Raw genomic sequence first — 17978 nt, forward strand, 5'->3', positions numbered from 1 at the left:
GAGGTTGCCGACCTCGGACAGCCGGGCACCGGTGTTGCAGTACAACCGGATCAGCGCCTCGTCACGCAGGTTGGTGAAGCCCTTGCCTTTGCACGTGTCGAGGAGCTTGCCGGTGTCCTCGTCACGCATGACCGGGATCAGCTTCCGCGGTGTCTTCGGCTGCCGGACCCGTTCCATCGGCGATCGGTCGATGGCCTGCTCGTCGACGAGCAGCCACTTGAAGAACTGCTGTAGTCCCTTGTGCTTGTTCAGTGCGGTCGACGCGGATCTGGTCTCGATCATCCAGGCCTGGAACGCCTCCACATGTGCCCGTGTCGCCGCGCACGGGTCGTCGGCCGCGTCCTCGGCGTCCGGGTCCGGGGAGTGCTCCCCCAGGTACCGGCCGAGTTGGGCGGCGGCCAGGAGGTAGTTGTAGCGGGTGGTCTGTGGGTAGTTCCCGGCGCGCAGTGACCGGTCCCAGTCCCGTAGGAACCCGGCCCAGCCCCGCGGCAGGCCGGCGGTGAGCTTGTGAAGATCCAGTAGTGGCATGGCAACCTGCCCGAGTCAAGGAGTCCAACAGCGGCGTGCTAGACCGGGCATTCATGCCGAGCTATGAAAAGAGGGCTCCCGCAAGTCTCTGACCTGCGGAAACCCTCTCGCTGTCGGGACGGCCGGATTCGAACCGACGACCCCTTGTTACCAACCGTAGCCACCCTGAGCTTGTCACTCTTTGTCAAAAGTAGGCGTTGAGCTGCACAAACATGCTTAGCCGATGATCGCTTCTTGTCACTGTTTGTCATCGTCGGGCCGGGGTTTTCGGGGGGTAAACGGGGGCCACCGCCAGGACGCTTCCAAGCGGCAGCAGGCCCGCTCCCCACGACCAGGGCGCGCCCGTCATAAGACGACCAACTTGCGCCTACCCATCGCGGCACGCTTGCAGCCGGCGTGGGGGTTGTGTCGGTGGGAGATCGATACCGCAACCCCACATGAGACGTCAAGAAATTGATCATTGTCTTGATTTCGGATCGGCATCGCGAGCGTAGCGGTTCCGCCGTGCGGGATTGCAGCGTGGTCAGACGCCGGGCAGCCGTATATCTGAGCAGTGCAAAGACCTCGGCCGATGAAAGCTCTGTTGGAGTTGATACTGATCGGTCGGGGTGAGTGGTCTCGTTACGAAAGCCGTTGGAGCTGACCGGGATCTCGTTGGCGGACCTTCTACTCCGCGGCGACCGTGTTCGACGGAACGCCGACTGGGACCGGAGGTGTTTCCCCCCAGGGGGTGGGAGCTGTCCGGGATGGGGTATCGGTGGCGAGCCGATCCCGAACCTCGTCGGCGTGTGGATGCTGCAGTTCGTCGAGGGTGCCCAGTGCCTCACGCCAGTGGGCACGGGCGGTGTCGAGGTCGCCGGTGGCGTGCCGGGTGTCGCCGAGTCGGATGAGGACGATAGCCACGTTGAACTCGTTGCCGAGGCTTCGGTATAGCTCAATTGCGTTCCGGTAGGCGCTAATCGCCTGGGCATGGTCGCCCAGGTGGTGGTACGCGTAACCGAGACTGTCCCAGGCGTCGCCTTCTCCGTCGGGATCGTCGATCTGCTGAAACTCGATCAGTGCGGCTTCGCAGTAGGCAAGGGCGCGCGGGTAGTCGCCGAGTCTGCCGTGGTACCAGCCGACGGCGTTCAAGGCGAGTCCGTAGCCGGCCCGATGACCGGTGGTCCGGTGCAGGTCGAGGGCCTGCTGGGCCCGATGTAGAGCCTGGACGAAATCGCCTGCGCGTCCGTGCAGGCTCGCGTGGTGCAGCAGGGTGTCCGCCTGCCCAGTCTGGTCACCGATCTGGACGCACAGGTCGAGTGCGTGTCGCAGGTGGGTGTGCGCGTCGTCGAGATCTCCGAGCCAAATCAACGCGCGAGCGTGCAACCGGTGGGCGAGTGCTTCCGCTTGCCGGTCGTGACAGCGGGCGGCGGCGTTCATCGCGAACTGTTGCGTGCTGGCCTGGTACTGCCATTGCCCGCGCCGGTCCAGGTAGTCGAACACCGTCCAGGCCACCTGCCACACCTGCCGGTCGTACCCGCACCGCTCGGCGTGACTGAGCACCGAAAGTATGGCCTCGCGTTCCGCGTCACACCAGTCCAGCGCAGCCTGATGATCGGCGAGCCGCTCGGGTGTCACCCCGGATGATGGTGACGCGAGGGCGATCGGCTGTCGGGACGGTTGAAGGAGTCGGGCTGCCGTGTACCCGGTGTGCAGGTAGTGGTCGAGGATCCGTCTGGTCGTGTCTATTCGTTCCTGGGACGGCTCGGTCCGCCGGGTGAGGTCTGCGGCGTACACGCGGAGCAGGTCGTGGAAGGTGTACCGGCCAGGAAGGTGCTCGGTGAGCAGTTGGATGTTCGTCAGTTCGGCCAGCAGCGAACGTGTCCGCGCGATGTGCAGGGCAGCGAGGCTGGCCGCCGCCGGAGCGCTGATGTCAGCACCGGGATGCAGGCCGAGCAGCCGGAACAGTCGCGCCGCTTCGGGGCTGAGCGCCCGGTAGGACCAGGAGAACACGGCCGGTACGTCGGTGTGCCGATCATCGGTGGTCAGGCTGTCCATGCGCCGATCGGCGCAGGCCAACTCGCCGGCAACCGTGACCAATGAGAACCCGGGGCGGGCAGCGGCCCGCGCCGCCACGATCGCCAGGGCGAGCGGCAGTCGGACACAGCATTCGATGATCTGCTCCACTGCGTCGGATTCATCGTCGACCCGTCCGGCGCCCAGCCGGTTCACCAGCATCTGGCGGGCCTCGGCGAAGGTCAGCAGATCCAGTGCCACCTGGTGTGCGGCGTGCGTCGCGACCAGCCCCGACAACTGGTGCCGGCTGGTCACCAGCACCAGGCAGCCGGAGGAGGCGGGCAGCAGTGGGCGCACATGGGCGCTGGCGCGCGCGTTATCCAGTAGGACCAGCATCTGCCGTCCGGCCATCAGACTGCGGTAGAGCGCGACCCGTGTGTCCAGGGTGGGCGGCAACTGATGCGGCGGTACTCGCAGCGCGTCGAGGAACCCGAGTACTGCCTCTGCGGCCTCCATCGCCTGTCCGTCCGGATCAAACCCGCGAAGGTTCACGTAAAGCTGCCCGTCCGGGAACCGGTCCGCGATCCGGTGCGCCCAGTGCACGGCCAGGGCGGTCTTGCCGACACCGGCGGTCCCGCTGATAACCGCGATCCGCGTCGAGCCGGCATCGTCGTCGGCCACGGTGCTCATCAGCACGCCTAGCTGTTCAAGGTGTGAGCCACGGCCTGCGAACCCGGCGACTGCGGGAGGCAATTGCGCCGGTACGGGCATGATCGCCACGTTGCTCATCTCGGGTTCTGGGTTGGCGAGCCGGACATCCCCGATCAGCTGCGCACGATCCTCGTCGGTGACCCCTAGTGCGTCGGCGAGCAGCCGCAGGGAGCTTCCGCGAGGGCGACGTACCCGACCCGTCTCTACGCCAGCGATCGTGCTGACGCTGACCCCGGACCGCTCCGCCAACTCCTCCTGCGTCAACAGTGCGCGCCGTCGGAACCTACGAAGCAGCGGACCGAGACTCCGTTGCGCGTCCAGGTCAGCCGCCCGGCCTGCCAGATCCTCCGTCATTGCGTCCTGACTCCCGAAGCTGATGGCCGACTGAGGGCATTTGAAGGGCTATCAACCTGGAGTACACCTGGGTACGCGGCGAAGGTATATCTCAGAGCACCGGCGATACTGCCGCCGGCGATGTATTCGTCCATGCTGGACGCCCAGTAAGCGGGGAAAGCAGGAGAAACGGAGATCACAAGACAATTGACGGGAATCCGACACGCACCCAATCCACAGGTCGATGCTTTGGAGGTTCAGAAATGACCAGACTACCCGCCCGCACGCTCGCCTCGGCCGCGTCGGCGTTCGCGCTCGCCGCCGCCACGATCACCATTGCGTCGCCAGCCTCTGCCCACTGGAGTTGCGGGCGGGCAGCACCAGACGACATCACAACCAGCTGGGGCAGTACCACCGCCTCCACCTCCGCCAGGGTCGGCTCCAGTGCCCGCTGCGCCACCGCACACACGATCAGTCCCAATGAAAACCTCGACTACCACTGCTTCGCGGTCGACATCAACGGGATTGAAACCTGGACCTACGTCGTCAGCGTTCCGAACCCAAGCAAGAGAGGTTGGGTTAGCGACAGTATGTTGAACGACGGCGGATCCTATACGGCCTGCCCCAACCAAGGATGATGGCGCTGCCAGCTAGGGTCTGTCTTTAAAGGATCTTGGGTATCGGATGATGTAGCACGTGATTCGTCGTTACGAGTTGTCCGATCTTGAGTGGGAGATGCTGGTCCCGTACCTGCCGTCGGTGGCGACGGGTGGTCGTCCCCGTGGTGATGACCGGCGGGTACTCAACGGGATCGTGTGGAAGATCCGCGCCGGGGCAGCGTGGCGTGACCTGCCGTGTGCCGTTCGTAAACCCGGTTCTGGCTACGCTGCCTGCGAATATTCGCTGATCATGCCGTGAAGGATCCTCCGTCGGTGTACCTGGATCGTGGCCAGGTCGACCACCGGCGGAGGTGGCGCGTCGCGGTTCGGTGGGCGCTGGGCTCGGCCCTGATGGGGCCGGTGATCGTTGTAGTGCCTGACGTTGCGGGTGCCGAAAACCCCACCCGTCCTGTTCACAATCCTCTTGATCACTGAGACACGGGTGCAGCCTCAAGCCCGCTCGGCCTGGATGCAGCCGGTGATCGACGTTGAGCGGTGCGCGGTTGTTCATCGCGGCATCGCCAACGCCCGACCTCTGCTACCGCTACCCGAACCGCTCACTGATCCCACAGCACTGACAAGGTCGTAGTGCTGGAAACTCTATCTGCGAGCGTTTCGTTTACGGCCGGCTCACGTGGTACTCCGCTTCGGTGTGCCGGAAGATCCCAGCGTGATCGAACAGCGCGCCGATTTCTGACGCACGCTGCCATGACATCCGAATCTGCCGCCAAGCGGGCGCGCCGGGCAGCGCCGCCTTGTCACTCTCCGTACGCCACGATCGCCACACCAAACCCCGGTGGGCAGCCGCCGAAACAGCGATCCTGCCGGTCACCTCGACCAAACCTGGCCGGGCTGCGGTCGTACCACCCTTAGATAAGGAGCCGCCGACCGTGCGCGCGCCTCGGCTGTTGGGCACGCCTTGTGACCGACTGTCGGCGACGCATGAAAATGGACCCCGTATCGGCGCTTGGGTTCCAGTATTTGTCGCAACACCTCCTTGATTGTGTGGGGTGTGTTGATGGGAAGGCGTGGGCGCAAGCGGCAGTTGGACGTCGAGGCTCGGTACTGGCAGCTCCTGCTGTCCGGGATCGGGACGGTACAGGCGTGTCGGATGGTCGGGATCACCCGGAAGACCGGCTACCGGTGGCGGGCGGAGAACGGCGGTGTCCCGCCCACCCGGATCGACGAGGCAGCCCGGTCGAACAGGTACCTGTCGCTGATGGAGCGGAAGCGGATTGCAACCCTACGAGGTCAACGCCTCGGAGTTCGGGAGATCGCCCGCCGGATCGACCGGTCACCGGCAACGGTGAGCCGGGAACTACGCCGCAACACCCGGCCACACGACAAGGCCTACGACGGCGACCTGGCCCATGCCCGCGCCCGGGAGCGCACCCACCGACCACGCCGTAGCAAACTCAACCTCGACGACGAGCTACGGGCATTCGTGCAGGCCAAGCTGGACCTGGAGTGGAGCCCGGAGCAGGTCGCCCAGGACCTCCGGCGCACCCACCCGGGCCGCCCGGACTGGCATATCTGCCACGAGACCATCTACCAGGCCCTCTACCACGGCGGCCGGGGCGGGCTGAGTCGGCAGCTCACTAAACGACTACGTACCGGGCGGCCGCTGCGACGTCGGCGTCGACGTGCCGACCAGCGTCGGTGCCGGTTCCTCGCACCGGCGTTGCTGATCGACCAGCGGCCCGCCGTCGTGGAGGACCGTGTTCGGATCGGAGACTGGGAAGGGGATCTCATCGTCGGGCGGATGAGTCAGACCGCGATCGGCACCCTCGTCGACCGGACCAGCCGCTATCTACGGCTGGTACACCTGCCCGGCGGTCACCGCGCCGATCAGTTCCGCGACGCGCTCATCACCGTCCTCGACCAGCTGACCGAGGCGGCGCGGCTGCCCCTGACCTGGGATCAGGGCTCCGAAATGGCCCACCACGACCAACTGGCCGCCTACTTCCGTGACGGCATCTACTTCGCCCGGCCGGCCAGCCCCTGGCTACGCGGCACCAACGAAAACACCAACGGACTGCTGCGCCAGTACTTCCCCAAGGGAAGCAGCCTCGGCGCGCACGGCCCGGACATGCTCCGCTTTGTCGAAGACCGCCTCAATCACCGACCACGGAAAATCCTGGGATGGTGCACACCTCACGACGTCTTCCACTCCGCTCTGGCATCCTGACCACAGCAATGTTGCGACGATCACTGGAATCCGTCTAACCAGCGGTCCTGCGAGGGCTACGGGCGCTACCCCAGTTCAACTCGTTCCCGAACGGCAAGAAGTCGCGCCGGCACTTTCGCTATTCGGGGCCAACATCCTCTCTGCGGTCGCCTTCAAGTCCGGTGCACTGCGGCTGGTCTTCGGCACCGGCCAGCACCTCAACGTCAAGCCACATGCCCAGTACGAGGCGTGGAGCGCCAGGGATGTGGGCACCCTCCGCGTCGTATGCCAGCCTGGTGGCGGATTGGCCGTTTGGATCTGATGTCGCACCGTCAGTTTGGAAGATCGTTGCCGGCTGCCCTGTTCCGTCCGATGTCCCACTCCCGGACCCGGTAGCCGTTACGGGAGTTGATCCGATCATCGCTGCGCTGCCCGTACGGTGCGCCGCAGACCGCGTCCGCCTCGGCGGACATCAACGCCTGCGCGAATGTCTGGACCATCGTCCGCAACATGTCCGGTGACGCGGACTCCACCTGCTCGCGTAGCAGGTCAGCAGGGTTCACACTCTCAGATGCGGCCATCGCGTTGTCTCCTTCGTTGTTGACTTAGCCGTCTCGAAGGATCGCGCGGTGGCCGTCTCCTATCTACGCAACACGCCCATCACGGGCAAGTCGTACACCACTCCCGTGGACGTGACCGGCCCATCCGCAGCAGATCCGCCAGATCGGACGCGTCCCGGACGTCGTTCTTGACCCGCCGGTAGGCGAACCCCTTCACCCCCAGCGGGTGCGCCAGGTGCACCTGGGCACCGGCATCGGTCAGGACATCGGCCGCCCAGTACCAGCCATAAGCGGCTTCCAGCACGACCTGGGGATGCTCGCCGGCCTTGGCAATCTCTGCCGCGAGCGCCATCGGATCGTTGTCGATCCGGACGTTGTCCAGTCGTTCGCCCGCCTCGGTCATCCGCACGATCACCGACCGACGCCGATGCAGATCGATACCCACGATCTGCTGACCGTCGTACTCTGCCTCCATGGTGGGGCCTCCTTCGTCGTCTGACGTGAGCACCCCGAGCATCCCGCCGGGAGTCACGAGGAGCGAGGCCCCGCTCCTTCATGCCATCAAGCCATCGTCGGGAGCGGGGTTCTAAGCTGGGTGGCGGCGGGTCCGGGAAGTGACTTCTCCGAAGAGCCGGCATGGGGATGTGAGCTGGTCACGCTGGAGTCAGTAGCCGTTCCTCGTTGTCCTCCCGGGCCCGTCACCTGGCCAGCTCTGGCGTCGTCGATCATCCGTCGGTAGACGAGCCGTTTCAGCGCCCGCATCGCTTCATCGACGTCTTCCCGGCGGCTTTCTTCCGGTCGAAGTAGGCGCGGCCTTCAGTGGGGTTGCGTAGCTGGACCGTAGCCATGATGTGCAGGACTCGGTTGATCTGCCGATTGCCCGCACGGGAGAGCTGGTGGCAGGCAGGTAGTGGTGGCTGACGGCCCAGCTGACGAACGCGCGCAGCGGCGCCTGATGGCCCGGCAGTTCCCGCACCCAGGCGTCCAGCTGCGATTGGCTCACCGCCCCGTGGGGGCTGACGCGGACTTTGAGCAGGATAGGCCGGTACTTGTCTGGGCGTTGGCCGCGTTCGCCGGGGCCCGCGAAGCCGGGCATGAGCCCGGTTGGCGTCCTTCTGCGAGTCGGGTTTGTTCTTGCCCTTGTACGGGGTGATCTACCGCTCCGGCCGCGCCGAACTCGACGTCGTCTTCCGGGCGACAAGGCGTGGTCGGGCCGTCATTGGCCTCCCACCGGAACGGGAGCAGACGCGGTAGTTCTGCGGTCATCGCTGGGCTGCCGAGGAGATGACGCGGGGATGGCGTTGTCGATGAGGACGGCGGCGATGGCGGCGGCGGTGGGGAAGGCGTCGGCGTTGAGAACCCGGGTCCGGGCCGCGGCGCCGTCGATGAGCAGCGCGAGCTGCTCGCCGAGCTGTTCAGGGTCGGCGGCGCCGGCTTCCCGGGCGGTGTCGGCGAGCCGCGCGGCGACGGCTTTCTTGTAGTCGCGCGCGTACTGGGATGCGGGGTGCTGGGGGTCGTGGAGTTCGACGGCGGCGCCGATGTAGGGGCACAGGGGGGTGGTGGGAGGGACGTCGAAGGCGGCGAGGAGCCGTTCGCGGGGCGTGAGGTCGGTGCGGTCGAACACGCCGGACAGAACGGAGGGGTCGAACCGGCGCAGGTACTCGGCGACGAGTTCGTCCTTGCCGGTGAAGTGCTGGTAGGCCGTGCGCTTGGACACCTGGGCCGCCGCGCAAAGCTGATCCATGCCGGTGCGGTTGATGCCCTGCGCGCGGAACAGTTGCTGGGACGCGCTGATGATGCGCTCGCGGGCACCCCGGCCGCGGCGGCGGCCCTGGGGGCCCTTCTCCAGTTCCGTCATGGGTCCATGGTACCCCAGCCGGGTAACGACCGGTGTACATAGTTTGCGTCTCGGCCGCCCGCCCCGTACCGTAAGCACACAGGGCGGTGTACATAACATCGTTGCCCCAGGTGCGCACGGCACCACCGACCCAAAGGAGTGATCATGGGAAAGCTTGACGGCAAGGTAGCGGTCATCACCGGCGGCACCACCGGCATGGCGCTGGCCGGCGCGAAGCTGTTCGTCGACGAGGGAGCGCACGTCTTCATCACCGGCCGCCGCCAGGACGCCCTGGACGAGGCCGTGGAGCAGATCGGCCGCAACGTCACCGGCGTCCAGGGCGACGCCGCCGACCTGGACGACCTGGACCGCCTGTACGACACCGTCAAGCGGGAGAAGGGCAGCCTCGACGTACTGTGGGCCAGCGCCGGCGGCGGCGAGCCCGCCCTGCTCGGCGAGATCACCGAGGCCCAGTTCGACACCTGGTTCGGGCTCAACGCCCGGGGCACCCTGTTCACTGTCCAGAAGGCCCTCCCGCTCTTCAACGACGGCGGCTCCATCCTCATGACCGGCTCCAACGCCTCCCTCGGCGCCTTCCCCGGCTGGAGCCTCTACGCCGGCAGCAAGGCCGTTCAGCAGGCATGGGCCCGCGTCTGGCTCAACGAACTGCGCGACCGCAAGATCCGGGTCAACGTCCTGACCCCCGGCCAGGTCGCCACCGCCAAGCAGGAAGAACTGTTCGACGAGGCCACCAAGCGCCAGTTCGAGTCCCTCATCCCCCGCGGCCAGATGGGCCGCCCCGAAGAAATCGCCACCGTCGCCCTGTTCCTCGCCTCCGACGACTCCAGCTACGTCAACGGCCTGGAACTGGTCGCCGACGGCGGCACCACCGCCATCTGAGCCACAAGATCAGGAATGCCGCTGTCACACCCCACAACAACCCAATCCACCCGGCGGAAGACGACGAGCCGGAGGTGCCGGGAAAGGCACGGCAGTTGGCCCGGAAACGTCGCGGCCGACGCCCTGCGCCTGACCCGGCACGAACGAGACAGAGCGACACCTCGAGAACAGGAAGAGAGCACACCTCGTGAACAGCATCACCCTCATCGGTACGGGCAACATGGCGCGTACCATCGGCACGCTCGCGGTGGCGGGCGGCAACACTGTCGAGGTCATGGGACGCGATCAGTCCAAGGCCGATGACCTGGCGAGGGCTCTGGGCGGCGCCGCGACGACGGGCAAGTGGGGCGCCGTCCCGGCCGGGGATATCGTCATAACGGCCCTGTTGTATGACGGTGTCGTTCCGGTCGTCGCCGAGTACGGAGACGCCCTCGCGGGCAAGGTCATCGTCGACATCAGCAACCCCTTCAACGCCACGTTCGACGGACTGGCCCACAGCGAGGAGACCTCGATCGCGCAGGAAGTCGCCAAGGTGGCCCCGGCCAGCGCCAGCGTGGTGAAGGCATTCAACACCATCTTCCGTAATGTCCTGGAGAAGGGCCGGCCCAACGTCTTCATCGCGGGCGACGATGCGCAGGCCAAGGCGGGCGTGGCGGCCTTCATCGAGAGCCTCGGGCTGCGCCCGCTGGACGTCGGCGCCCTGAAAATGGCGCACTGGCTGGAAGGAATGGGCGTGGTCACGGTGGGCCTTGCCGGCAACGGGGTCGGCCACTGGGACTTCGCCCTCGGCGTCAACGAATTCACCGGCTGAGCCCCGGGGCCGAGCAGTCGGCGAACAAGGAGCCGTGCGCCCTGACAATGGTTGATGGAGCACCGACTCGCTGATGTCGGATATCAATGAGCCTTTTCATCCTCTGTAGATCGGGTGCTCGGCGTGGTGTAACGGGAGGATGGCCACCCCGCGCCCAACTGATCCGGCTAGCCAAACTCCGCTGGCGCATCGAACACGACTACCGCGAACTCAAAGACGGACTCGGCCTGGACCACTACGAAGGACGCGCCTGGCAAGGCTGGCACCACCACGTCATCCTCGTATCCGCCGCCCACGCCTGCTGCACCCTGCACCGCCTCAACCCAAAAGTCGCAGCGCCGGCCTGACCCTCTACGCGGTATTCCGCGAGATGCAACGCCTACTCGTTCGCCTGGCCGGCGCCTGCCCTACCTGCAAAACACCGTTCCCGAAACGGAAACCCCACTATACGCTCAGATCATGACAAAGCATTACTGGTAGTTCTTAGCATCGCAAGCCGCCGCTGTGCGCTCTCGTCCGGGGCGCGGCGCCTTGCCGCTTCACCCTCGGTGCCGACCCCGGCCAGCCCGCACGGACCCTGGGCAGCATGAAGCCCGGCGTCCACTAACGCGGCGACGCCGGACAGCTTGCGCGCGTTGTGACCCCGTCTCAGCTCACGATGGTCCGCCTGGCGGGGAGGGCGGCTCAGCGGAGAGTCGCCGCCGGGCACGGGCCGCGTCAACGACCGCTACTCCGGCGAGGACGACGGCAGCGGCGGCGGCGGCGATGAGTGGCGGCACGAGGATCATCGCCGGCGAAATGACAGCGAGTACGAGCACTCCGATCACATGGTCTCGGGACACTCGGGCGAACACCGCGTACTCGAGAATGGCCCGGCCGGCGAGGAACAGTGCGGGCCCGCCGAGGACGACGGCGATCCACGCCGGCCGGGTGTGCCCGGACGGATGCCTGATGACCAGCTCGTCGCCGACCGAAATCGCGACAACACCGGCGACCATCACCGCGTGGGCGTACAACACGGAGTTGACAACGCGGAGCGGATCCGGGGCCGCGGCGACGGCCGCGCCCAACACCTCACCGGCCCGGTAGATGTAGATGCGCCACAACAGCACCGTGGTCACGAACGCCACCACGACCGCCGCCGTGCGGTCGGCCACGAGGCCGCCGCTGGCGTACGCCAGCCCGGACACCACGATCAACTCGCCGAGCGCGATGATGAAGAACTGCCGGTGCCGCTCGGCCACGAACTCGCTCAAGAATGAAAACTCCGCCGGTCTCGCGCTGGGCAGCCCCGGCGTTGGAAGGCCGAGTCTGGGCGCCGCGGAGTCCACGGCCACCGCGACCGCCCACAGCACCCCACGGGCCCAACCGTGCGCGAGCGCGCCGGCGAGCCACAGCGGCGCCGACACCCCGAACCAGAACAGCGTCCGTAGCTCGAAGCGCTGCCGCTCGTGGCCCCGTGTGACGAGCACGAGGAAGAAGCTGCGACCGACCTGGACGGCGACGTACGCGCCGGCGAAGACCAGACCGCGCGGACCGAACGCCTCAGGCGCCACCACTGCGAGCAGAAAGGTGCCGAACATGCAACCGATGACCAGCGCCTGTATCGGCGGCTGGGCCGGGTCGAACCTGTTGGCTACCCCCGCGGTGTGGCCCCACACCCAAAACACTGCGAGCAGCACCACCACCGTCTGGAAGGCGCCGCTCCAGGTCAGACGCTCCAGCAACCCTTGCGAGAGCCGGAAGAGCGCGAAGACGAACACCAGGTCGAAGAACAGTTCCAGGAACGTGGCCCGGCCCGGGTCCTCAGGTCCGCGCAGCAGCGTGGCTGCCCTACTCCTCATTGATTCACCCTGCTCTGTCGACTTCACACCGGTTTTGGCGCATTCGTACCACGCCAACGGGCGTCGAACGTCGCCGACGAGACACTCCGCGCGACGACCGCTGCGTGGCCGATGGGTGCCGGCCACCCGAGCGACCGCTGAGCGAACCGCGGAGTCCGAGGCGGAACCGGCCGTGTAGCGGGTACCGCGACGATCCGCAAGGGATGTCACCCCCGGTCAGGAAGCGCTACCCCACCTGCCTGCTGCCAAGCCAAGTTGCCCGATGGCAAGGCTGGAGCGTGCGCCGGCAATCCATTGCCTGACGTCGGCCGCCGACTGCTCCACCGAGCGTCCGGTCGTATCGATAACCTGCACGGCCCAGCGATGATCACTGCTGGGCCAGTCGCTCCACCGAGCCCATCTCATCCGCTCGTATCCGGCGGCCGTGATCACCTCAGGCCGGTAGCAGGGATGGGCCGCGTGCCCGCGATGCCACCGCGCCCAACCGATGAACGACCGCTTGGCGTCCACGTCCCACTTTCCGGTGTGGGGCTCGATAACTCGGTTCGGGCTACGCTGCCTGCGAATATTCGTTGATCAGTCCGCCGAGGACTGGATGTCGTTGGATCATCCCAGTGATGCGGTTGAGGGCTGGTTTGACCGGGTTTGGTGGTCGCTGCGTCAAGCTTCGGTGTGAACGGTGCTGGTTGTAGTGGCGGCTGTATTCATTCAGTACCGCAGCCAGGTGCCGTTCGCCGACGACGAGGATCCGCTCGGTGGCACTGTTGCATTGAGCCATCCCGCGTCCTCGATGGCGCAGATCTTCCCGTCACAAGATCCAGATGAGCCAAGGTTCGACGATCAGACGCTTGACAGTGCCAACGGTATGGCACTTTTTTCCCAGCCTGCCAGGCCAGACGGAGTGGCCGACTTTGATCTTGCAGGAAATCTTGCGACAGACGATCTTGACGATCGTTCAATGCAACAGCGCCCCGCGGCGTCGTCACCCACCGAGTGCTTCCCGACAACGGCGCCTGCTACCGCAGCCACGCCTGGCGCGACGCCTGCACCCAACTCGACATCACCGCCAAACGCACGCGCCCCTACCGCCCACAAACCAACGGCAAGATCGAACGCTTCCACCGCACCATGATCCAGGGCTGGGCCTTCAAACGGATGTACTCCAGCGAGTCAGCCCGCCGAAACGCCCTACCCGCCTGGCTACACGAGTACAACCATCACAGGCCCCACACCGCGATCGGCAACCGCCCACCCATCAGCCGCTTAACCAACCTGCCTGGGCAGTACAGCTAGATGCGGATGCCGTGGATCGTGACGCTCCGAGCGTTGTCGGCTCCGCTTGAAAACTGGATCTGGATCTGGCCCGAATTTCGGATGCTGTTGGTGATCTTGGGTGCTTGATCGGTCTGGGCGCGTCGCTGCTCGAGGCGAAGGCACCTCGGTGCTGAAGTAGCGGGATGTCGATGGGTCGTGGTTCGGGTTCGGCTGTTCCGGTGGAGACGGCGCGGGTGGCGTGGGCGGCGAGCCCGAAGGGCACGCCGGCGATGTTGATGCGGGATCGGTTGCAGGACCTGTTCGTCGACGACGATTTCAGCGAGTGGTTTCCCGCCGACGGACGGCGTGGGGTGTCGCCGGCCCGGTTGGCGTTGGTGTCGGTGCTGCAGTACGCGGAGAACCTCACCGATCGGCAGGCGGCTCGGGCGGTGGCGTGTCGCATCGACTGGAAGTACGCGTTGGGAATGGAGCTGACCGAGCCCGGGTTCGATCATTCCGTGCTCAGCGAGTTCCGGGACCGGCTTGCCGAGGGTGACCGTGCTGATCAGCTTCTTGCGGTGATGGTGGATCGGCTGGCGGAGGCGGGGCTGGTGCGGGCTCGGGGCCGGCAGCGCACGGACTCCACGCATGTGCTCGCGGCGGTCCGCCGGCTCGGTCGAGTGGAGTTGGTCGCGGAGACGATGCGCGCTGCGTTGGAGGCCCTGGCGAAGCTGGACGAGGTGTGGCTGGCCGGTGTCATGCCGACGGACTGGGCCGGGCGTTACGGCCGGTCGGCGCGTCACGAGCGGCAGCCGACCGGTGCGGCTGCTGCGCGGGAGTACGTCGAGCAGGTCGGCGCTGACGGTATCGCGTTGCTGCGGGCCGTCTACGGGGCGACGGCGCCCGCCGCTGGACCGGGTGTGGGCGCTGTCGAGGTGCTGCGTCAGGTCTGGGTCCAGCAGTACTGGTATGACGAGTTCGGGCAGCTGCGGTGGCGGGAGGCGAAGGTGTCCCGAGCTCGTAAGAGCCGGGAGGGCACCACGCGGCGGCGTTCGGGCGGCACGACGGTCGATGATGATGCGGAGCCCGCTAGAGTGCCGTGGTCTCGGGTGGAGGTCGTGTCGCCGCATGATCCGCAGGCGCGGTTCAGCCACAAGCCGGGCAAGGTCGAATGGGTCGGCTACAAGGACCACCAGACCGAAACCTGTGACGAGGAGCGTCCGAACCTCATCGTGCACGTCGTGACGACTCCGGCCCCGGAACAGGACGTCGACGTCGTCGAGGCGATCCACACCGCGCTGGCCGAGCGGCGCATCACGCCAGCGGAGCACTACCTCGACAGCGGCTACGTCACACCCGAAACAGTTCACCGCGCGTCGACCGCTCACGCGATAACCGTCGTCGGGCCGGTCCGCCAGGACCCGCGCGCCGGCGACCGGCCCGGTTTCGCCAAAGAGGACTTCCACATCGACTGGCAGACCGAAACCATGACGTGCCCGCAAGGAACGGTCAGCCCGCGGTGGAAACCCACGATGGCAGATGGCAAACCACGACTGTCGGTGCTGTTCCGGCGGGCGGACTGCCGCGCCTGCGCCGCCCGGCAGCAATGTACCGGCAACGTCGACGGCAAAGGCCGACACCTGCTCCTACTACCCGAACCGCTCCAGGAGATCCAGACCCGGGCCCGCGCACTGCAGCAGACCCCCGAGTGGAAACGCCGCTACGCCCTACGCGCCGGATGCGAGGCCACCGTCTCGGAAACCGTCCACGCACACGGCCTACGCCACTGCCGATACCGCGGGCTCGCGAAGACCCATGTCCAACACATCCTCACCGCCGCCGGCACCAACATCGTCCGACTCACCCAACACCGACCCAACCAACGCCGACGACCACGCAGCCGCCTGCAACAACTCTTCCACACACCGACTGAGGACTGAAACCAAGATCACCAACAGCATCCGAAATTTGGGCCAGATCCAGATCCAGGGTTGGGACGGCGTTGACAAGCGTGGCGCCGACGAGTGGTGACGTCCCGACGACACTCCAGTGAGTCGTTGTCGGAGATGGCCGCTGCCGTTGAGTGGCTGTCGCCAGTGATCAGCGTAGGAGTAGGGCGATACCGGCCAGCAGGGCCACGGCGAAGACCGCGGCGAGTACGGCGACACGGCGGCCGGCGGACTCGGGTCGAAGATGGCGCAGGGCCAGGGCCAGCGGGCCGATGGGGGCGGGCTTGCGTGCGTTCATGGTTTCTCCCTCTCCGGTGTGGTGAGTTGTGATTTTGGCTTGGCTGAACATCGATGGCGTGCTCGCTTACGGCTGGTGGCCTTCCAGTTCGCGCTTGCGGGCGAGCAGGGCCGCACGGTAGGCGCGGGCGCGGATCAGCATCGCGCTCGAGACGACGATCAGGATCAGGCCCAGGCCCCCAGCGGCCAGGACACCGGCGGTGCTCGCGCGGGCGACTGCGATCGCGACCGTGCCGACGGTCGTGAGTGTGCTGAAGATGACCGCGAGCCAGCCTGTGATCACCCGATCCACCGCGAACAGTGGGCGGCGGACCAGCGCCCAGCCAGCGAAGCCCGCCCAGGTCACGCCAATGAGGATCATCGCAGCGAAGGCGAGCTGGGTCCCCGCCGGCAACGCCTTGGGCCCGGTGGCCCACAACAGGCCGATGGTCGTGGACACGGCCAGGCCGCCCAGTCCGGCCACGAGGACACCGACGCGGCGCGGCAGTGACATCGCCCGTACGACTTGGTCCGGGGTGTATCCAGGTCGTTCGGTCATGACGAATACCCCTTCTCGACCAGGGAGTCACGCAACAGTCGCCGTGCCCGAAACAACCGGGACTTGACCGTTCCCGGCGGAATCTGCAGCACCTGCGCGCACTCCTCCAATGCCAGGTCATGGAGATAAAACAAGATAAGAACTTCGCGTTCTCGGACCGGCAACCCAGCCAGACCCTCGGCCACCTGCGCCCGGTTCAACACGGCCGAAACATCGTCGTCGCCGGCCCCGTCGCCGTCGATTGGGTCCGCCTGGCTGTACTTCTCCCGCAGGTGGTCCATCACCGAACGCCGGGCGATGGTGAACAGCCACGGGGCGAACCGCTCCGGCTGCTGCAGACGTGGCAGCGCCTTCAGCGCACCCGCCCACACATCCTGGCTCACGTCGTCTGCCTGGCCCGGCCCGTCGAGCATGCGCCGCACATACCGCCACACCGGGTCGTGCCACTGCCCGACCAGTTCGGCCAGCGCCCTCCGGTCTCCGAGCTGCGCGCGCACCACCAGCAGCGCATCACGTCCGACCCGATCCACGTCGCCTCCCATCCGTTCGACCTGCCGCACCATGACAGTCGCCCGGGAGACCGATCTGGTTCACGGCCCCCGCCCGCGGCACGGCCGGATGCCACCGTGGCCTCGCTGCAGACAGTCATCAGAAGCGTCAGATCAACGTCGACCGGCCGGAGAGTACAAGGCGGCCGCACCGGGTCCTCCTGTCGCAACGGCTCACCCGACCCATGACGTCGTCAGAGGCCCCTCGCAGCCGATCAACTCCGGCCGACAGCACGAGGGTGCGCTCTCTTCGGCACGAGCGTGCGTCTGACAAGCTGAACGATGGAGTACGGAGAGTGACGGGACGCCGGTATCCGGCGCGCCCGCTCGGCGGCATGTCCGGAAACGTGATCAAGCGGTGCGAGAGTCAGCAGTCGCTATCCGATTGGAGCCGGCGGTCGTCACCGTAATACTGACGACCATGTTCGACTACTCATGCCCAGGCTGCGGCCAGTGTTGTGGCACGAGCCTTCCCGACCGCGTCGGCGCTGCGGGTGCCGAAAACCCCATCCGTCCTGTTCACAATCCTCTTGATCACTGAGATCAGAACACGGGTGCAGCCTCAAGCCCGCTCGGCCTGGACGCAGCCGGTGATCGACGTTGAGCGGTGCGCGAGGATGACCTGTTGTGCTATTGCGACTGGCCTACCTCGGTGTGACCAACGCTCTCGCGCTGCTGCGGATGCTGCCGATGAGCGACCGTGACAAAGACACCGAGATCCTCGCGCTACGCCACCAGATCACCGTCCTGCGGCGGCAGCTGCACGGCGAGAAGGTCCGGTTCAGCCCATCTGACCGGGCGTGGCTGGCTGCGCTTCTACACCGGCTGCCCCGCGACGTCCTTCGCAACCTGCGGCTGCTGGTCCGCCCGGAGACCGTGCCGCGCTGGCACCGCAACCTGATCGCCCGCCGACACACCAGGATCTCCCGACCCCAGCGGGCCGGACGGCCACGCACCGTCCAGTCACTCCGCCGGCTGGTGCTGCGCCTAGTACGGCAGTCGCCGTTCGTGAGGTGACCTCGGGTCCTGCCGGAACGGGTGCGGCCA

16 protein-coding genes and 5 pseudogenes are annotated in these 17978 nt (G+C 66.6%); 10 read left to right on the forward strand and 11 right to left on the reverse strand.

What is annotated here, in order from left to right:
• Together ACFP2T_RS31440 and ACFP2T_RS31445 are read right to left on the reverse strand one after the other, a co-directional pair.
• A partial coding sequence (locus ACFP2T_RS31440; protein WP_377428168.1) for a tyrosine-type recombinase/integrase occupies window positions 1-528 on the reverse strand: 528 nt, incomplete at its 3' end.
• Window positions 529-1194: 666 nt separating this feature from the next.
• Window positions 1195-3588, reverse strand: a complete 2394-nt coding sequence (locus ACFP2T_RS31445) for an ATP-binding protein (RefSeq protein ID WP_377428170.1) — start codon at window positions 3586-3588, stop codon at window positions 1195-1197.
• A 242-nt stretch (window positions 3589-3830) separates the two neighbouring features.
• Here ACFP2T_RS31445 and ACFP2T_RS31450 point away from each other — a divergent pair, with 242 nt between their 5' ends.
• The 4 genes and pseudogenes from ACFP2T_RS31450 to ACFP2T_RS31465 all read left to right on the forward strand — a co-directional run bounded on the left by ACFP2T_RS31450 (window position 3831) and on the right by ACFP2T_RS31465 (window position 6715).
• Complete coding sequence (locus ACFP2T_RS31450) at window positions 3831-4205, forward strand: hypothetical protein (RefSeq protein ID WP_377428172.1); 375 nt, start codon at window positions 3831-3833, stop codon at window positions 4203-4205.
• Between the two features lie 61 nt (window positions 4206-4266).
• Window positions 4267-4422, forward strand: a pseudogene (locus ACFP2T_RS31455) (transposase); the annotation flags it as partial.
• Window positions 4423-5244: 822 nt separating this feature from the next.
• On the forward strand, window positions 5245-6414 hold the full coding sequence (locus tag ACFP2T_RS31460) for an IS30 family transposase (protein ID WP_377428174.1): 1170 nt from the start codon (window positions 5245-5247) through the stop codon (window positions 6412-6414).
• Window positions 6326-6715: a DUF6188 family protein gene (locus ACFP2T_RS31465; protein ID WP_377428176.1), complete on the forward strand. Its 390-nt coding sequence runs from the start codon at window positions 6326-6328 to the stop codon at window positions 6713-6715. Before ACFP2T_RS31460 ends, ACFP2T_RS31465 begins: the two co-directional genes overlap by 89 nt.
• A 52-nt stretch (window positions 6716-6767) precedes the next feature.
• Here ACFP2T_RS31465 and ACFP2T_RS31470 read toward each other — a convergent pair.
• The 4 genes and pseudogenes from ACFP2T_RS31470 to ACFP2T_RS31485 all read right to left on the reverse strand — a co-directional run.
• Window positions 6768-6974: pseudogene (locus tag ACFP2T_RS31470) on the reverse strand (transposase); the annotation flags it as partial.
• Between the two features lie 79 nt (window positions 6975-7053).
• Window positions 7054-7428: an IS110 family transposase gene (locus ACFP2T_RS31475; RefSeq protein ID WP_377428178.1), complete on the reverse strand. Its 375-nt coding sequence runs from the start codon at window positions 7426-7428 to the stop codon at window positions 7054-7056.
• A gap of 528 nt (window positions 7429-7956) precedes the next feature.
• A pseudogene (locus ACFP2T_RS31480) lies at window positions 7957-8107 on the reverse strand (IS5/IS1182 family transposase); the annotation flags it as partial.
• A gap of 62 nt (window positions 8108-8169) precedes the next feature.
• Window positions 8170-8811, reverse strand: a complete 642-nt coding sequence (locus tag ACFP2T_RS31485) for a TetR/AcrR family transcriptional regulator (RefSeq protein WP_377428180.1) — start codon at window positions 8809-8811, stop codon at window positions 8170-8172.
• A 144-nt stretch (window positions 8812-8955) separates the two neighbouring features.
• On the opposite strand from ACFP2T_RS31485, the gene ACFP2T_RS31490 reads away from it, so the two are divergent.
• The 3 genes and pseudogenes from ACFP2T_RS31490 to ACFP2T_RS31500 form a co-directional block, all read left to right on the forward strand.
• Window positions 8956-9690 (forward strand): SDR family NAD(P)-dependent oxidoreductase, encoded by a 735-nt coding sequence (locus ACFP2T_RS31490; RefSeq protein WP_377428182.1) that lies wholly within the window; start codon window positions 8956-8958, stop codon window positions 9688-9690.
• 187 nt (window positions 9691-9877) lie between these two features.
• On the forward strand, window positions 9878-10501 hold the full coding sequence (locus ACFP2T_RS31495; protein ID WP_377428184.1) for an NADPH-dependent F420 reductase: 624 nt from the start codon (window positions 9878-9880) through the stop codon (window positions 10499-10501).
• 152 nt (window positions 10502-10653) lie between these two features.
• A pseudogene (locus ACFP2T_RS31500) lies at window positions 10654-10848 on the forward strand (transposase); the annotation flags it as partial.
• Between the two features lie 306 nt (window positions 10849-11154).
• On the opposite strand, the gene ACFP2T_RS31505 reads toward ACFP2T_RS31500, so the two are convergent.
• A complete protein-coding gene (locus ACFP2T_RS31505; protein WP_377428185.1) occupies window positions 11155-12345 on the reverse strand; it encodes a low temperature requirement protein A in 1191 nt (396 codons plus the stop codon).
• Between the two features lie 550 nt (window positions 12346-12895).
• Window positions 12896-13123, reverse strand: coding sequence for a transposase (locus tag ACFP2T_RS31510; protein WP_377428187.1), 228 nt, complete (start codon window positions 13121-13123; stop codon window positions 12896-12898).
• Window positions 13124-13311: 188 nt separating this feature from the next.
• Between ACFP2T_RS31510 and ACFP2T_RS31515 the strand changes: the two are divergent.
• A pseudogene (locus ACFP2T_RS31515) lies at window positions 13312-13638 on the forward strand (integrase core domain-containing protein); the annotation flags it as partial.
• A 200-nt stretch (window positions 13639-13838) separates the two neighbouring features.
• On the forward strand, window positions 13839-15539 hold the full coding sequence (locus ACFP2T_RS31520) for an IS1182 family transposase (protein WP_377428189.1): 1701 nt from the start codon (window positions 13839-13841) through the stop codon (window positions 15537-15539).
• 160 nt (window positions 15540-15699) lie between these two features.
• Here ACFP2T_RS31520 and ACFP2T_RS31525 read toward each other — a convergent pair whose 3' ends face one another.
• The 3 genes from ACFP2T_RS31525 to ACFP2T_RS31535 all read right to left on the reverse strand — a co-directional run bounded on the left by ACFP2T_RS31525 (window position 15700) and on the right by ACFP2T_RS31535 (window position 16946).
• Complete coding sequence (locus ACFP2T_RS31525) at window positions 15700-15846, reverse strand: hypothetical protein (RefSeq protein ID WP_377428190.1); 147 nt, start codon at window positions 15844-15846, stop codon at window positions 15700-15702.
• Window positions 15847-15912: 66 nt separating this feature from the next.
• A complete protein-coding gene (locus ACFP2T_RS31530) occupies window positions 15913-16338 on the reverse strand; it encodes a hypothetical protein (RefSeq protein ID WP_377428192.1) in 426 nt (141 codons plus the stop codon).
• A gap of 41 nt (window positions 16339-16379) precedes the next feature.
• Window positions 16380-16946: an RNA polymerase sigma factor gene (locus tag ACFP2T_RS31535; protein ID WP_377428194.1), complete on the reverse strand. Its 567-nt coding sequence runs from the start codon at window positions 16944-16946 to the stop codon at window positions 16380-16382.
• Window positions 16947-17558: 612 nt separating this feature from the next.
• On the opposite strand from ACFP2T_RS31535, the gene ACFP2T_RS31540 reads away from it, so the two are divergent.
• The gene (locus tag ACFP2T_RS31540) at window positions 17559-17948 is read left to right on the forward strand and encodes a hypothetical protein (protein ID WP_377428196.1); all 390 of its coding nucleotides are present in this window, start codon (window positions 17559-17561) and stop codon (window positions 17946-17948) included.
• The last annotated feature ends 30 nt before the right edge of the window (window positions 17949-17978 follow it).

It is taken from the genome of Plantactinospora solaniradicis (genome assembly GCF_042658085.1).
Classification (GTDB): domain Bacteria; phylum Actinomycetota; class Actinomycetes; order Mycobacteriales; family Micromonosporaceae; genus Plantactinospora; species Plantactinospora solaniradicis.

Bases quoted from the DNA above. Each gene is read 5' to 3' on its own strand.
- ACFP2T_RS31530 (WP_377428192.1), bottom strand. From the start codon at position 16,338: ATGTCACTGCCGCGCCGCGTCGGTGTCCTCGTGGCCGGACTGGGCGGC.
- ACFP2T_RS31535 (WP_377428194.1), bottom strand. From the start codon at position 16,946: ATGGTGCGGCAGGTCGAACGGATGGGAGGCGACGTGGATCGGGTCGGA.
- ACFP2T_RS31460 (WP_377428174.1), top strand. From the start codon at position 5,245: ATGGGAAGGCGTGGGCGCAAGCGGCAGTTGGACGTCGAGGCTCGGTAC.
- ACFP2T_RS31525 (WP_377428190.1), bottom strand. From the start codon at position 15,846: ATGAACGCACGCAAGCCCGCCCCCATCGGCCCGCTGGCCCTGGCCCTG.
- ACFP2T_RS31445 (WP_377428170.1), bottom strand. From the start codon at position 3,588: ATGACGGAGGATCTGGCAGGCCGGGCGGCTGACCTGGACGCGCAACGG.
- ACFP2T_RS31490 (WP_377428182.1), top strand. From the start codon at position 8,956: ATGGGAAAGCTTGACGGCAAGGTAGCGGTCATCACCGGCGGCACCACC.
- ACFP2T_RS31485 (WP_377428180.1), bottom strand. From the start codon at position 8,811: ATGACGGAACTGGAGAAGGGCCCCCAGGGCCGCCGCCGCGGCCGGGGT.
- ACFP2T_RS31475 (WP_377428178.1), bottom strand. From the start codon at position 7,428: ATGGAGGCAGAGTACGACGGTCAGCAGATCGTGGGTATCGATCTGCAT.
- ACFP2T_RS31510 (WP_377428187.1), bottom strand. From the start codon at position 13,123: ATGGCTCAATGCAACAGTGCCACCGAGCGGATCCTCGTCGTCGGCGAA.
- ACFP2T_RS31505 (WP_377428185.1), bottom strand. From the start codon at position 12,345: ATGAGGAGTAGGGCAGCCACGCTGCTGCGCGGACCTGAGGACCCGGGC.
- ACFP2T_RS31450 (WP_377428172.1), top strand. From the start codon at position 3,831: ATGACCAGACTACCCGCCCGCACGCTCGCCTCGGCCGCGTCGGCGTTC.